Genomic DNA, 15835 nt, shown 5'->3' with positions numbered 1-15835 from the left:
CGTGTGCGCCTGACGAACAGGCTGCATGACAATATCGATCCACATTTGGAAAGGAAGCCGGAACATGGCTGACAACGACAAGCAATGGTACTTCAATACGGTCAAAGGCAAGGCCGAGTTCGGACCGCTTTCGCCCATCGAGCAGCGTATGGGTCCGTACAAGACCAAAGAAGAAGCCGAGCACGCTTGGGACATAGTGGTGGACCGCAACGCCAAGTGGGAGGAGCAGGATCGCCAGTGGAACGGCGACCACTACCACCGTTGAGCTGATGATGTCGCATAATGGGAAACCGTCCAAATGCACGTCTGTGCAAGGACGGTTTTTCATATGACGGGTGCCGTAACGAATCAGGAATTGCTGTCGATACCTGTGAATGTGACTGCGAAAGCGTTGACATGGTAACGTTCACAGCCGAATGTGAGATAGTTCACTCATTATTTCAGCTTTTCCCAAGGATGGGCAAACTACACTAAGAGTCAATGGTTCCGTGAAGATGCGAGACCAACAACCCCATTAAAGGAGTGACATGACCGCAGTAGAAAATGCAGCCGTCTCCCAGGAGGAGCTTGACGCAAAGGCGTGGGAAGGCTTCACCGAGGGCAACTGGCAGAAGGATATTGACGTCCGTGACTTCATCCAGAAGAACTACACCCCGTACGAGGGTGATGAGTCCTTCCTGGCACCTGCCACCGAGAAGACCAAGCACCTGTGGAAGTACCTCGACGACAACTACCTGGCGGTAGAGCGCAAGCAGCGCGTCTACGATGTGGATACCCACACCCCGGCTGGCATCGACGCCTTCCCGGCTGGCTACATCGATTCCCCGGAAGTCGACAACGTGATCGTCGGTCTGCAGACCGACGTGCCCTGCAAGCGCGCTATGATGCCGAACGGCGGTTGGCGCATGGTCGAGCAGGCCATTCGCGAGGCCGGCAAGGAGCCGGACCCGGAGATCAAGAAGATCTTCACCAAGTACCGTAAGACCCACAATGATGGCGTTTTCGGCGTCTACACCAAGCAGATCAAGATCGCTCGCCACAACAAGATCCTCACCGGTCTGCCGGATGCCTATGGCCGTGGCCGTATCATCGGCGACTACCGTCGTGTGGCTCTGTATGGTGTCAACAAGCTGATCGCCTTCAAGAAGCGCGACAAGGACTCCGTGCCGTACCGCAACGATTTCACTGAGCCCGAGATCGAACACTGGATCCGCTTCCGTGAGGAGCACGACGAGCAGATCAAGGCCCTGAAGCAGCTCATCAACCTCGGCAACGAGTACGGCCTTGACCTGACCCGTCCGGCTCAGACCGCTCAGGAAGCCGTGCAGTGGACCTACATGGGCTATCTGGCTTCCATCAAGTCCCAGGACGGCGCCGCCATGTCCTTCGGCCGTAACTCCGCCTTCCTCGATTGCTTCATCGAGCGTGACCTGAAGGCCGGCAAGATCACCGAGACCGATGCTCAGGAGCTCATCGACAACATTGTCATGAAGCTTCGTATCGTGCGCTTCCTGCGCACCAAGGATTACGACGCCATCTTCTCCGGCGATCCGTACTGGGCGACCTGGTCCGACGCTGGCTTCGGCGATGACGGCCGTCCGCTGGTCACCAAGACCTCCTTCCGTCTGCTCAACACCCTGACCCTTGAGCACCTTGGACCTGGCCCGGAGCCGAACATCACCATTTTCTGGGATCCGAAGCTGCCGGAAGGCTACAAGCGCTTCTGCGCCAAGATCTCCATCGACACCTCCGCCATCCAGTACGAGTCCGATAAGGAAATCCGCTCTCACTGGGGCGACGACGCCGCTATCGCATGCTGCGTCTCCCCGATGCGCGTGGGCAAGCAGATGCAGTTCTTCGCCGCACGTGTGAACTCCGCCAAGGCTCTGCTGTACGCCATCAACGGTGGCCGTGATGAGATGACCGGCATGCAGGTCATCGACAAGGGCGTCATCGATCCGATCAAGCCGGAAGCCGACGGCTCCCTGGACTACGAGAAGGTCAAGAACAACTACGAGAAGGCTCTCGAGTGGCTGTCCGAGACCTACGTCATGGCCCTGAACATCATCCACTACATGCACGATAAGTACGCCTACGAGTCCATCGAGATGGCCCTGCACGACAAGGAAGTGTACCGTACCCTCGGTTGCGGCATGTCCGGCCTGTCCATCGCGGCCGACTCCCTGGCCGCCATCAAGTACGCCAAGGTGTACCCGATCACCAACGCCGAAGCCAAGAACCTCGAAGGCCACGAGTACGAGTACGTCGAAGGCGCTGACGACGATCTGGTCGTCGGCTACCGCACCGACGGCGAGTTCCCGATCTACGGCAATGACGATGATCGCGCCGATGACATCGCCAAGTGGGTTGTGTCCACGGTTATGGGTCAGGTCAAGCGTCTGCCGGTCTACCGTGGTGCAGTCCCGACCCAGTCCATCCTGACCATCACCTCCAACGTGGAGTACGGCAAGAACACCGGTTCCTTCCCGTCCGGCCACAAGAAGGGCACCCCGTACGCTCCGGGCGCCAACCCGGAGAACGGCATGGACTCCCACGGCATGCTGCCGTCCATGTTCTCCGTCGGCAAGATCGACTACAACGATGCTCTCGACGGCATCTCGCTGACCAACACCATCACCCCTGATGGCCTTGGCCGCGATGAGGAAGAGCGCATCGGCAACCTGGTCGGCATCCTCGACGCCGGCAACGGTCACGGCCTCTACCACGCCAACATCAACGTGCTGCGCAAGGAGACCATGGAGGATGCCGTCGAGCACCCGGAGAAGTACCCGCACCTGACCGTGCGTGTCTCCGGCTACGCGGTGAACTTCGTCAAGCTCACCAAGGAGCAGCAGCTCGACGTCATCTCCCGTACCTTCCACCAGGGTGCAGTCACCGACTGATTCCAGCCGATGACCGTATGAACACGGTAGAACGATGAAGGGGTGGGATTCGTCCCACCCCTTCCCTTTGCCTCTCGAACCTATGTCATTCCTATGGCATTTGCATGGTGCCGCTCGGATGCGCTGCATCGCCTCGCATCGACATAACAAGCATCGGGAGGAGCATGCATACACACGTTATGACGCTATCCGCATGGTTTCCGGATACCGATCATGCATTCATCAGGAACCAACAAGTTACAGCATCACTTGAGGGAACAGGAGGACAATGATGCCCGATAGCCAGTTCCGCACCACAACACGCCACATGTTGCGTGAATCCAAGACGTACGCCTCACAGACTCTTATGGGAGGTCTGTCTGGCTTTGAATCACCCATAGGACTCGACCGTCGTGATCGTATTGCCGCCTTGAAGTCCGGAGACATCGGCTTTGTCCACTCATGGGATATCAACACCTCCGTGGATGGACCCGGCACACGTATGACCGTGTTCATGTCCGGATGTCCGTTGCGTTGCCAATACTGCCAGAATCCGGACACGTGGAAGATGCGCGATGGCAAGCCCGTATACCTCGATGCCATGATCAAGAAAGTTGATCGATATAAGGATCTGTTCAAGGCTACGCATGGTGGGATCACGTTCTCTGGCGGAGAGTCCATGATGCAGCCGGCCTTCGTCTCCCGTGTCTTCCATGCGGCTAAGGAGATGGGCGTGCATACCTGTCTCGACACTTCGGGATTCCTGAACACCAACTACACCGATGAGATGCTTGACGACATCGACCTGTGCCTGCTCGATGTCAAGTCCGGTGACGAGCAGACGTATCACAAGGTCACCGGCGGTCTGCTCCAGCCCACCATCGATTTCGGCCAGCGTCTGGCCAAGGCCGGCAAGAAGATCTGGGTGCGATTCGTGCTCGTGCCAGGTCTTACGGACTCCGAGGAGAACGTGGAGAACGTGGCCAGGATCTGCGAGAGCTTCGGCGATGCCGTGGAACATATCGATGTCCTTGGGTTCCACCAGCTTGGACGGCCGAAGTGGCATGAGCTGCGTATTCCGTATCCGCTCGAAAATCAGAAAGGGCCGAACGCCGCCACTCGTGAACGTGTGGCCAATCAGTTCAAGGATCACGGTTTCACCGTCTACTAAATATCTAGAGCCGCGCCGATGTCGATGTTGATACCTTGGCTCAAGTGGGCATGGCAACGGTTCACGCGCAGGAAAAGGTTTGACTTCCGCGCGTGAATACCGTGTTTCCGGCGTGTTGACCTTAGCCTTGTAACTATGGCTGAGATCTTCGCTTTTCCAGCGGGGGCTGCGGCAATGAGGCCTGGCGATGGAGCCGGCAAGCCGCAGCACCTCGTACGTCCGCATGGTGTGCCGGACGTAGTGTGGTCTGCCGTTGAATCCGTTAGAGTCATGCCGCATCGCGACGGTGTAATCTACCGAGAGATTCCTGTGCCTGCCACATTGGCGGATTTCGGTATCGGCGTGGAGTTTGAAGTTGCGTCATGCGCGATGACGGATGCTGCTCGTGGCACAGGTGCGGACTTTTACGGGCAATGCAATGCGTATCCGGCCGCAGGATGGTTGATGCTGTTGTACGCGCGCAAGCCGAGGGAGGAATGGGGTTCATGTTGGCGATGCGTGGCCTTTGCCAAGTCGCCGCTTGATGTGGTGGAGAACGATGCGTTGACCCCCTCCATGATATGGGAGTCAATGCGAGATTTCGTTATCGGCCGGGCTGAACCGGGCACCCTTGCCGGGACGGTGACGGTGACCAGTAATACGGCATTCGGCAACCTGAGTGGTGAACCACATGCCGGCTGTGAGATTCGCGTATCGTGGACGCCACTTGACGGGACCGGGCTGGGCGCTACGATGGACGCCGGCACACAAGTGAATTCGTGGGCCGCTTTTATTCAGTCGACCGTTGGCCCACAGGAGGAACATGACGTTGAGTGACGTCCGTGACACCGAACCCCGGCTGCTCAAGGAACCACGAGGGGGAGTGCCCGACGTTATCTCTACGTTGGACGGCTACCACCGGTATTGCGAGACGCTGGCCATGTCGGATGGTCCGCTTGCGGCTGATGCAGAGCGTGCGTCCGGTTTCCGATACGGGCACGAGGATTGGCTGATTCAATTCAAAAGGTCGTCAGCCGGCATAGCTCTGTTAGATCCAGTGGCTCTGAGCCGTGAGGGCGCGGACTGGAACGAATTGAACAATGCCGTTGGCGATGCGGTATGGATTCTGCATGACTCATTGATGGACCTGCCCGGCTTCGCAGATATCGGTCTGACCCCACAACGGTTGTTCGATACGGAAATTGCGGCACGACTGCTGGGGCTGCACCGATTCGGGTTGGCAGCCGTAACCGAACATTATCTTGGCATCACCTTGGCCAAGGAGCATTCCGCAGCAGACTGGTCGTATCGTCCACTACCGCGAGACTGGCGTAATTATGCGGCACTTGATGTAGAAGTGCTCATTGAGCTTGAGTCCTTGATGCGTGCGGACTTGAAACGAAGCGGAAAGGACGAGTGGGCGCAGGAGGAGTTCGCCTACGCCCTGGCGGAAGGTCTTGCAGGGCGCAAGCCTCATCCGATTCCTTGGCTAAGGGTTTCGCGCATCACTCAACTGAGCCGGGATCCGCAAGGACTCGCCATAGCTAAATCCCTATGGGAGGAACGTGACCGTCTTGCTCGTCAGTATGACATCGCCCCGACCCTGTTGCTGACGGACTCGTCGATTATCGAGGCCGCTCAGGCCAAGCCGCATAATGCGGCTCAGTTCAGGGCGCTGCGCTCGTTGAACGAACGCGTGCGCATTCGTACCGGCACTGAGCAGGACAAGATGTTCGAGCGATACGCTCCCATTCAGCGCGCCGTGAAACCCAAGGTGTGGAAGCTGGCCATCGATCGTGCCATGGCTTTGAAACCGAATCAGTGGCCAACCATGCCTACGCCTGAGCCGACGGACGGTGGCGTAGTCAATGCCCCTCGGTCGATGAAACTATGGGAGCAACGCCATCCTGATCGATATGAGCGTTTGCAGCGGGTGCGTCGAGTGGTCAATCAAATTGCACAAGATACGAGAACACCGGCGGAAATGGTGCTCAAGCCGCAGATATTGCGGAACCTGTGCTGGCTCGAAGACCCGCAGGAAGTGGACATAGCGGAGTTTCTACGGGGGCAAGGAGCCAGACAATGGCAGGTGAAGCTAGTTGCACCGTCCGTAAGTGGCGTTATCATATAGAGGTTGCCTAACGGCAGACTGTAGGAAAATAACGACTTTTGAGGAGTCATTAGCGTGAAGATCAGCGTTCGTAACCTCGAGCCCACCAAGGTGAAGCTCACCGTCACCGTTGAACCGGAAGAGCTCGACCCGTATCTGGACAAGGCTCGTAAGGAAATCGCCAAGCAGGTGAACGTGCCCGGCTTCCGTAAGGGACACGTGCCCGGCAAGATCATCGATCAGCGTATCGGCTTTGCCGCCGTCGCCGGTGAGGCCGTGAACGACGCCGTGCCGGAGCTGTACTCCAAGGCTCTGGAGGAGAAGAAGATTCGTCCGATGGATCAGCCGGAGTTCGACGTGCAGGATGTGCCGTCCTCCGCCAAGGATGAGACCAAGCTGAAGTTCACCGCCACCGTCGAGCGTCGTCCCGATATCGAGCTGCCCGAGCTCGATGGCATGGAGATCGCCATCTCCAAGCCGGAAGTCAAGGATGAGGACGTGGACAAGCGTCTGGAATCGCTGCGTCAGCGTTTCGGTACTCTGGTGGGTGTCGATCGTCCGGCCGCCAAGGGTGATTTCGCCAACATCGACCTGACTGCCGAGATCGACGGCGAAACCGTTGACTCTCAGGAAGGCGTGAGCTACGAGCTGGGCTCCAACACCATGCTCGATGGTCTGGATGAAGCTCTGGACGGCCTGTCCGCAGGTGAGGAGACCACCTTCGAAGGCACGCTGGAAGCTGGCGAGCATGAAGGCGAAAAGGCCACCGTCAAGGTGAAGGTCAACTCCGTGAAGGCTGAGGAGCTGCCGGAGCTGAACGATGAGTTCGCCTCCGAGGCTTCCGAGTTCGACACGCTGGATGAGCTCAAGGCTGACATTCGCAAGGCCGCCGCTCAGGACGCCGAAGGCCGTCAGGCCACCGAGGCTCGCGATGCCTTCATCGCCAAGCTGCAGGAAGGTCTGGAGATTCCGGTGCCGAAGGGCGTCAAGGCCAACATGGTTGCCGAGCACCTCAAGGGCATGACTCCGGATCCTGAGAAGGCCACCAAGGAGCAGAAGGACGAGGCCGAGAAGACGGTCGAGAAGGATCTGCGCGATCAGATGGTGCTCGACGCTCTGGCCGAGAAGCTGGATGTTCAGGTCTCTCAGGCCGATGTGTTCAACTTCCTCGCTTCCATCGCTCAGCAGTACGGCATGGATCCGAACGCCTTCATTCAGGCCATCATCAAGAACGGCCAGCTCGGTTCCGCCGTGCAGGAAGTCGGTCGCTCCAAGGGTCTGCTGGCCGGCATGCGCGCTGTCAAGTTCACCGCTGACGGCGAGGCCGTTGATCTCTCCGCCTTCCTCGGTGAAGCTGCTGAGGATGAGGAAGCCGAATCCGTGGAGGCTGCTTCCGCCGCCGCCACTGTGGCTGACGAGCTGTCCAAGTCCGATGAGGACAAGGCCGAGAACGCCGAGTGAGCATGATTCGCCGTTGCATCTGCCGTCTGCAGGTGTGATGTCGTGATTGTCAGGCCCGGGACCATTATGGTTCCGGGCTTTTTCGTTTGGTACGTAGCGCTGGTGCGTGAGGGGATTGTTTTCCTAGGTATGTCTTGCAATAGCATCGATGTGGGTAAAACGAAAAATGGGAGATGAGATGGGTGACGTTGCGCGAATCATCAATGCCAGACGTTTGGGATGGCTTGCCGCCGCAACCGTGATACTGGGAATGTTGATCGGTGCAGGGGCCGGTCTGCTGACCCTGCTGCTCTACGGCGTCGAGCAACTCATGCTTGGATACGTCGAGGGCGCAGGTCAGCCTGGTCCATTCGGCGTGCCTGCCATTCGTCGTGTCATTTCGGTGACGCTCGGATTGACTTTCGCGAGCGTGATTTGGTACCTGTTGCGCAACAAGACCACCAAGGTGCCGTCGGTCAAGAAGGCTGTCAGAGGAGAACAAATGCCCATCTGGCAGACCATGCTGCATGTGGTATTGCAGATTTTCATAGTAGGCACCGGCGCTTCCATCGGACGAGAAGTAGCCCCACGCGAGCTGGGTGCCATGCTTGCCCAACGATTCTGCGACCTGTTCCATCTCGACGCCGGACACGGCATCGACCGGCACATGGTGGTTGCCGTGGCGGCCGGCGCAGGCCTTGGCGGCGTCTACAATGCGCCGTTGGCTGGCATGTTTTTCGCAGTGGAGATCCTGCTTGCTGATGTGACCTTGGAAACAGCGGCATTCGGACTCGGCATGTCTTCGGTGGCCGCGTTCACGGCAACGCTGATCAAAGGCCACCATACGTTTTATGACATCACCACCATGCAGCCTGAATCAACGCCGAGTCTGATGTTGTTCGCATTGCTGTGCGGCATGGCTTGCGGTGCGGCAGGCGCACTGTTCCGAAAGGGTTCATCATGGGCGGAATCTCATAAGCCCGACGGTAAAGGCATTCTCTGGCAGATGCCTTTGGCTGGTTTGATCACCGGACTGTTGGCGGTGTTCGCACCTCAGGTCATGGGGAACGGTCGTGCCGCCGCGCAACTTGGATTCAGCACCTTTATTCCGCAAATCGCCGGCGACTCCGGTGCCGCGCAATCGCAGGCCTCGACTGCCGCTTCACCGTGGACGTTGTTGGCGAACGAGACCTCCGCCACCGGTATGACGGCCTCTACCGGAACCGGAGTCCATTCTTGGATCGATTCCTTGGCCGATGGGTGGGGATTGGGATTCGCGCCCGATGCCGGCACGGTGCTGACGATGAATCATGCGGGAGTGATTGCGGGCATACTCGCTTTGACTTTTGCAGCTAAGGTTTTCGCCACCCTGATGACCATTCGCTCCGGAGCGTCGGGCGGCGTGCTGCAGCCCGGCATAGCATTGGGTTCGACACTGGGAGCGTTGCTGGGACTGGTATGGATGTTCGCTTTTCCTGCCGATTCGGTAACGGCATGCGCGCTGATTGGAGCTGCTGCGTTGTTGGCTGCATCCCAGCAGGCACCGTTGATGGCCATGTGTCTGGTCATGGAATTGACGGAAGCGCCCATCACGTTCTTCGTACCTGTGGGATGTGCCGTAGCCGTGTCCGCGCTGATTTCGAAGTGGCTGCTCACTCGATCGCAGCGGTAACGCATTGTCGAGACACAAAAAGGTGAGGGGAGCTACATTTGTCCGCGAATGCCGAAGATCGTAAAGCGTTGGAAACGTTGGGACATGAGCCGTTGACCGAGCAGATCGCATATTACCGCAAACCGTTTATGGTGCTCTGGGCTGCCATACAGGAGGCATCGAGTGAACTGGCTGAAGATTATGGTCTGAGTCAGGATGTAGCACAGTTGTGGGTGGCGGAACGGATGCGGCAAGTCGCTGATTCATTGGTGGACCGCCTTGCGGAAAAGAGCGTGGCACGAGGTGTGAGCAAATCGAACGTGGCACGTGCGGCCGACGCCAGTCCCGCCAATGCCGAACGCCGTTTTCCGAGGTTGAAGCATGTGGGAAATCAAGCGCAGGAACGTCTGCTGATCGATGATGTGCTTGACGCTATGGAATGATCGATAAGTCGTCTTTTTCCTACGCTGGCCGCCGAAATCATGGATATGAGTGGTCTTCCGTCGCTTCAAGGCGGTAGTCTGAACAATGTTCGAGTTATAAGTTAAGGAGATTCAAGGTGAGCAATACCTTTGCGACCTTACCGGCCATGGCGGGCGCAGACGCATCGGCCGGCCCCGTGGACCCGATTTTCAGCCGTCTGTTGAAGGACCGTATCATCTGGATGGGTGAGGAAGTCAAGGACGATATGGCCAACCGCATCTGCGCGCAGCTGTTGATGCTGGCCGCCGAGGATCCGAAGAAGGACATCTGGCTGTACATCAATTCGCCGGGTGGATCCATCACCGCCGGCATGGCCATCTATGATACGATGCAGCTCATCGAGCCGGATGTGGCTACTGTGGGCCTGGGCATGTGCGCATCGATGGGCCAGTTCCTGCTGAGTTCCGGTACGCCCGGCAAGCGTTATCTGACTTCACACGCCCGAGTCCTGATGCATCAGCCTTCTGGCGGCATAGGCGGTACTACTACCGATGTACGTATCAATGCCGAGCTCATCATGGATATGAAGAAGACCCTTGCCGAGCTGACCGCAACGCAGACCGGTCACACGGTTGAGGAGATCTACCGTGACAACGAATACGACCATTGGTTTACCGCTGAAGAAGCCTTGGCATACGGTTTCGTGGACAAGCTGGTGACCACGCCGGACACCATCGGCAACGATCGTAAAGGGGAGTGAGAGCCATGGCAAGTGAAGAAGCGAAGTTCGTAAGCCGTGCCGAGCATCTGGCAGGCCGTCAAGGGGTCGTGGGCTTCATGCCCGCGGCACTGCGTGCCGAAGCGCAAGCGCAGCGTACCGCAATGCCCTCCAACCGTTATGTCATGCCGCAGTTCGTGGAGAAGACCCCGTACGGCATGAAAACGCAGGATGCCTATTCCCGCCTGTTCGAGGACCGCATCATTTTCTTGGGCGTGCAGGTTGATGATGCTTCGGCCGATGATGTGATGGCTCAGCTGCTGGTTCTTGAATCTCAGGATCCCAACCGTGACGTGATGATGTATATCAACTCGCCCGGCGGCTCGATGACGGCCATGACTGCTATCTATGACACCATGCAGTACATCAAGCCGGACGTGCAGACCGTATGCCTCGGTCAGGCTGCTTCGGCTGCGGCTATCCTGCTTGCATCCGGTGCCAAAGGCAAGCGACTTATGCTGCCGAACGCCCGTGTGCTGATCCACCAGCCGGCTATCGATCAAGGATTCGGCAAGGCCACGGAAATCGAGATTCAGGCCAAGGAAATGCTGCGCATGCGTGAATGGCTGGAGAATACGCTGGCTAAGCATACCGGTCAGGATGTCGAGAAGATTCGTCGTGATATCGAAGTGGATACCTTCTTGACAGCCCCTGAGGCCAAGGAATATGGATTGGTGGACGAGGTGCTGGAGCATCGTCAGTAATCGTCATGATCGGTGACGATTGAGAACGTTCACATCATACCGCTGAAATACCCCCGGACCGCTTGGCCCGGGGGTATTGTGGTACTAGGGAGTTAACGCGTTGCGCACAGGCAAAGGAGACGTGTATGGGACGTGTGGTGAGCTACAACGAAGACATTCCACGTTGCACGTTCTGCGGTAAAACCGAACATCAGGTCAGAAAGCTGGTGGCTGGGCCCAACGCTTCCATCTGCGACGAATGCATTGGTCTGTGTCTGGACATCATCTCGGAAGAACGCATCAAAGACGCGCAGGTCAATGCGCTGATCCTACCCAAGCCCACACAGATCTTCGACTACCTCAACCAATATGTCGTCGGCCAGGAAGACGCCAAGAGGGCATTGGCCGTAGCTGTGTACAACCATTACAAGCGTGTGAATATGGAGCTCAGCCAGTCTGCTGCGCGTTGGGCGCAGGCCGAAGGCGACGGCGGTGCCACCGAATTGCCGCTGCGCAGTGCGACATCTCTCGACCGGCAACGCAACGATCCGCTGGCTGGCGTGGAGGTGGCCAAGTCAAATATTCTGCTGCTCGGCCCCACAGGTGTGGGCAAGACTTATCTGGCGCAATCCTTGGCCAAAGTGATGAACGTGCCATTCGTCATCACGGACGCCACGACATTGACCGAGGCCGGGTATGTGGGCGATGATGTGGAGACTGTGCTCCAGCGGCTGTTGCAAGCTGCGGATGGTGACGTCGCCAGGGCGCAGCACGGCATTGTCTATATCGATGAAATCGACAAAATCGCCCGGAAAACCGGCGAAAACACCTCGATTACGCGCGACGTATCCGGTGAGGGCGTGCAGCAGGCGTTGCTCAAGATTTTGGAAGGCACCATCGCTTCAGTGCCGATGGAAGGCACTCGCAAGCACAAGGATCAAGATACCGTGCAAATGGACACGCGAGATGTGTTGTTCATCTGTGGCGGAGCGTTCGTCGGACTTGCGGATATTGTCCGCAAACGTTTGGGACGGCGGGAAACGGGATTCTCATCACGTTGGGAACAGGAAGAGGTCTCGGATGGAGATTTGCTGGAGCAGGTCAACGCCGACGATCTTTCCGAATTCGGACTGCTCCCTGAATTCATCGGACGTTTGCCGGTGATCAGCGTGCTCCATGAATTGACGGCCGATGATTTGACTGCGATATTGACGCAGCCGACAAATGCGCTGATCAAGCAATATAAGAAGCTGTTTGCCGTGGACGGCGTGGACCTGCAATTTACCAACAAGGCGATTCGGACGATAGCCGACACCGCCATACGGCAGGGGATAGGTGCGCGTGGTTTGCGCACGATTATCGAGCATACGCTGCAGGATACGATGTTTCGTCTTCCCAGTATGGAAGATATCGCGCGCGTGGTGGTTGATCGCGATGCGGTAGAAGGTATCGGAGCACCCAAGATGCTGCACGCTTCAGAGGCTCATTGCGCGGATCATCGCTGAATGTTCTCATAATAGTGAGCGATCGTTATAGACGTTGAATAATCAAAAACCGTTGATATTACTGGGGACACGCCGTAAGTGGCATCGAGTTGCATGAAGCTGGATGACGTGTATTATAAATCGAGTTGTTTGAACGACAACATGCGCGAGTAGCCCAGCGGATTAGAGCAGCTGACTACGGATCAGCAGGTCGCAGGTTCGAATCCTGTCTCGCGCACTCCCGAACCACGGGGAAAACAGTGGTATGCGCGAGTAGCCCAGCGGATTAGAGCAGCTGACTACGGATCAGCAGGTCGCAGGTTCGAATCCTGTCTCGCGCACGATAAAGCCTCGGAAGCGAAATGCTTTCGAGGCTTTTCCAATTCACGAATACAAGCCGATTCCGCGCATTGCCGCGGTTCGGAAGCCATTCCGGCGAATTCGATTGCCTTGGCAGTCAGATTCTTGCCCGAAAGAAGGAAACGGGAGGCGGCAAAGATGCAACAGTCTCGATACGATTTCGACTCGATTCTTGAACGTCATGGATCCACTTCGATCAAGTGGCATGAAATCGAAGAGACGATGGGGCAGAATTCTCGTGACGTGATCCCGTTATCCGTAGCCGATATGGAATTCAAGCCGGCACCGGAAATTGTTTCAGCGTTGGTGGAGGCCGCCGCACATGATGTATTCGGATATGACTATGCGCCTGACGAGTATTTTGAGGCCGTAACCGGCTGGATGCGTCGGCGTCATGATTTCGATGTAAACCCGGCATGGATGAGTCTTTCTGATGGCGTTATGCCGGCCGTGAACACCGCATTGCGTGCGGTTACGCGTCCGGGAGACAAGGTCATCATTCAAAGACCGGTTTACTACCCATTCACGTTTGCCGCTGAGCACAATGGTCTGACTATTCTGGACAATGAATTGGTGCTGGATGAGGCGGCAGGCCGTTATGCGATCGATTTTGATGACCTGGAAGCCAAAGCCGCTGATCCCCGTTGCACGGCCATGATGCTGTGCAATCCGCACAATCCGGTCGGCCGTGTGTGGAGCGAGCGGGAATTGCGCCGCATCGGTGATATCTGTCTGAAACATGACGTGTATCTGTTGTGCGATGAAATTCATGCCGACTTCGCATACCCGGGACATCCGGTTACGATGTTCGGCACATTGGGAGAACAATATCATTCGCATCTGTTCGAGTTCACCGCACCCACCAAGACATTCAACTTGGCGGGCCTGCTGTGTTCGAACGTGATCATCCCCGACCCATCGCTGAAGTGCCGATTTGACGTGGCGGCAGAGAATATCGCCGGTCTCACTGTCAGCCATTTCGGACTTGTGGCATGTCAAGCCGCTTACAATGATGCCGAAGGTTGGCTGAACGAGCTGATGACGGTGCTTGAACGCAATCTTTCCTGTGTACGGGATTTTGCCGCTCGTGTGGATGGCTTGCGCCTTATCGAGCCGGAAGGCACATATTTGGCATGGCTGGACTGCCGTGGACTCGGATTTGAAACGCCTGATGCATTGCGGGACTTCATGCGCCTCAAAGCCCGTGTCTGGTTCGATGAAGGTTCGCTGTTCGGGCGTTCCGGCGACTATTTTGAACGTATCAATCTCGCGTGTCCTACGGCTTTGCTGAAACGTGTACTGAACAACATGGAAAGCGCGTTAGCCGACAGAAAATAGTCGGGAATCACGTCGGGAGGCTAGCGCTCAGCCCCCGGCATAACCATCCGCTGTCGCTGACGTACTATGGATAGGCAGTCCCAGGGGAACGCAAGCAGTCGGAAGGAGCGGCGATGGCACAGGCCACCGGTACACAACGAGGCGTATGGGCGTCTATCACAAGGCTCGCCGCCTCCGACCGAGCCTCCGGACTCATCATGCTGAGCTGTGCGTTTGTCGGACTGATAGCGGCGAATCTGCCGTTGACCTACCACCTGTTCGAAAACATAGCGGAAACGTATATCGGTATTCCGTATACCAATATCAACTTGCCGATCGGTCATTGGGCCCAAGACGGATTACTGACCATCTTTTTCCTGACCGTCGGTTTGGAGCTCAGGCAAGAACTCACCACCGGGTCCCTGTCTAACCCGAAGGCCGCCGCCGTGCCCATGCTGTGCGCGGTGGGAGGCATGATGGCTCCTCCGATATTGTTCATAGCCGTTGCAGCCCTGTTTTCCGCATATGGGCCGGGAAACGCGGGAAGCGTGGTGCTTACCACTACGGGCAGTGTCATTCCTTTTGCTGATCTCGCACACGGGTGGGCTGTTCCCACCGCCACGGATATCGCGTTTTCTCTGGCGGTGCTTGCTCTGTTCGCCAAAGGCCTGCCCGGTTCGATTCGCGCTTTTCTGCTGACGCTCGCCACCGTGGATGATCTGCTGGCCATTATTCTGATCGCTGTGTTCTTCTCCTCGGTCAACGCGTGGTATTGGTTCATCGGCATTGCGGTCTGTGCGCTGATCTGGGCGCATCTGGTGCGAATGAAGAAAGTGCCATGGCCGGCAGTCGCCATTGTGGGACTTCTGGCATGGGTGATGATGTTCGAAGCCGGCATACATCCCACATTGGCCGGCGTTCTGGTGGGACTGTCTACGCCCGCGCGCGAGATACATGGTGAACTCACTCCGCGCGCCGAACGGTATGCTTCCAAGCTCCAACCGTTCTCCGCACTGCTTGCCTTACCGGTTTTCGCGCTGTTCGCGACAGGAGTGCATTTCGCCGAACTCACTCCTGCACTGATGATGTCGCCGCTGGTTATCGCCTTGATTGTGGCATTGGTGATCGGCAAACCGTTGGGTATCATCGCCACGGCTTGGGTGTCCACACATATCGGCGGATTGAAGATGGCCAAAGGCCTCACCGTACGCGATATGATTCCCACCGCATGCGCCTGCGGCATCGGATTCACCGTATCCTTCCTCATCGCGTCCTTGGCCTACTCGAATGCGGAGCTGTCCGCCGAGGCCAGATTCGGCGTATTGGTAGGCTCTCTGATCTCCGCGTGCATTTCCGGCGTACTGCTCAATCGTCAATCCAAGAAATTCGCGAGGACAACACATGCCGGTGAACCACGGTGATCAGCGATGGCATTGCTGTGATGAGGCTTAACCAATAGTCAGATGATAGTCAGATGTCCAAGGAGACGGTCATGGCCAAGAAGCAGAAGAAAGCAAAAAAGAACGGCGATAAGCAGCAGGACACTAAAAAAATACA

12 protein-coding genes, 2 tRNA genes and 1 pseudogene are annotated in these 15835 nt (G+C 57.1%); all 15 read left to right on the top strand.

What is annotated here, in order from left to right; genetic code table 11:
• Positions 1–64: 64 nt before the first annotated feature.
• Positions 65–265, top strand: coding sequence for a hypothetical protein (locus G1C97_RS05800; RefSeq protein WP_169240964.1), 201 nt, complete (start codon positions 65–67; stop codon positions 263–265).
• Positions 266–527: 262 nt separating this feature from the next.
• Positions 528–2903 (top strand): formate C-acetyltransferase, encoded by a 2376-nt coding sequence (gene pflB / locus G1C97_RS05795; RefSeq protein WP_100495968.1) that lies wholly within the window; start codon positions 528–530, stop codon positions 2901–2903.
• Positions 2904–3171: 268 nt separating this feature from the next.
• Complete coding sequence (gene pflA / locus G1C97_RS05790; RefSeq protein WP_169240963.1) at positions 3172–4053, top strand: pyruvate formate-lyase-activating protein; 882 nt, start codon at positions 3172–3174, stop codon at positions 4051–4053.
• A gap of 135 nt (positions 4054–4188) precedes the next feature.
• On the top strand, positions 4189–4869 hold the full coding sequence (locus tag G1C97_RS05785; RefSeq protein WP_205832540.1) for a DUF3000 family protein: 681 nt from the start codon (positions 4189–4191) through the stop codon (positions 4867–4869).
• A complete protein-coding gene (locus G1C97_RS05780) occupies positions 4862–6163 on the top strand; it encodes an HRDC domain-containing protein (protein WP_169241087.1) in 1302 nt (433 codons plus the stop codon). The genes G1C97_RS05785 and G1C97_RS05780 overlap by 8 nt, the downstream gene beginning before the upstream one ends.
• Positions 6164–6217: 54 nt before the next feature.
• Complete coding sequence (gene tig, locus G1C97_RS05775; RefSeq protein ID WP_169240961.1) at positions 6218–7603, top strand: trigger factor; 1386 nt, start codon at positions 6218–6220, stop codon at positions 7601–7603.
• A gap of 166 nt (positions 7604–7769) precedes the next feature.
• Positions 7770–9254 (top strand): chloride channel protein, encoded by a 1485-nt coding sequence (locus tag G1C97_RS05770; RefSeq protein ID WP_417852209.1) that lies wholly within the window; start codon positions 7770–7772, stop codon positions 9252–9254.
• A gap of 38 nt (positions 9255–9292) precedes the next feature.
• Complete coding sequence (locus G1C97_RS05765; protein WP_169240959.1) at positions 9293–9676, top strand: transcriptional regulator; 384 nt, start codon at positions 9293–9295, stop codon at positions 9674–9676.
• Between the two features lie 116 nt (positions 9677–9792).
• A complete protein-coding gene (locus tag G1C97_RS05760; RefSeq protein ID WP_335341339.1) occupies positions 9793–10416 on the top strand; it encodes an ATP-dependent Clp protease proteolytic subunit in 624 nt (207 codons plus the stop codon).
• 5 nt (positions 10417–10421) lie between these two features.
• A complete protein-coding gene (locus tag G1C97_RS05755; RefSeq protein WP_169240958.1) occupies positions 10422–11138 on the top strand; it encodes an ATP-dependent Clp protease proteolytic subunit in 717 nt (238 codons plus the stop codon).
• Between the two features lie 125 nt (positions 11139–11263).
• On the top strand, positions 11264–12622 hold the full coding sequence (gene clpX / locus G1C97_RS05750; RefSeq protein ID WP_169240957.1) for an ATP-dependent Clp protease ATP-binding subunit ClpX: 1359 nt from the start codon (positions 11264–11266) through the stop codon (positions 12620–12622).
• 143 nt (positions 12623–12765) lie between these two features.
• Positions 12766–12839: transfer RNA gene (locus tag G1C97_RS05745), tRNA-Arg, on the top strand.
• 29 nt (positions 12840–12868) lie between these two features.
• Positions 12869–12942 (top strand) — tRNA-Arg (locus tag G1C97_RS05740).
• 157 nt (positions 12943–13099) lie between these two features.
• Entirely contained in the window at positions 13100–14299 is a 1200-nt protein-coding gene (locus G1C97_RS05735) for a MalY/PatB family protein (protein WP_169240956.1), read from the top strand.
• Between the two features lie 113 nt (positions 14300–14412).
• Positions 14413–15666, top strand: a pseudogene (locus G1C97_RS05730) (Na+/H+ antiporter NhaA); the annotation flags it as partial.
• Positions 15667–15835: the final 169 nt, after the last annotated feature.

It is taken from the genome of Bifidobacterium olomucense, from assembly GCF_012932375.1.
GTDB lineage: Bacteria > Actinomycetota > Actinomycetes > Actinomycetales > Bifidobacteriaceae > Bifidobacterium > Bifidobacterium olomucense.
This window is presented reverse-complemented; position numbering and strand designations above follow the sequence as displayed.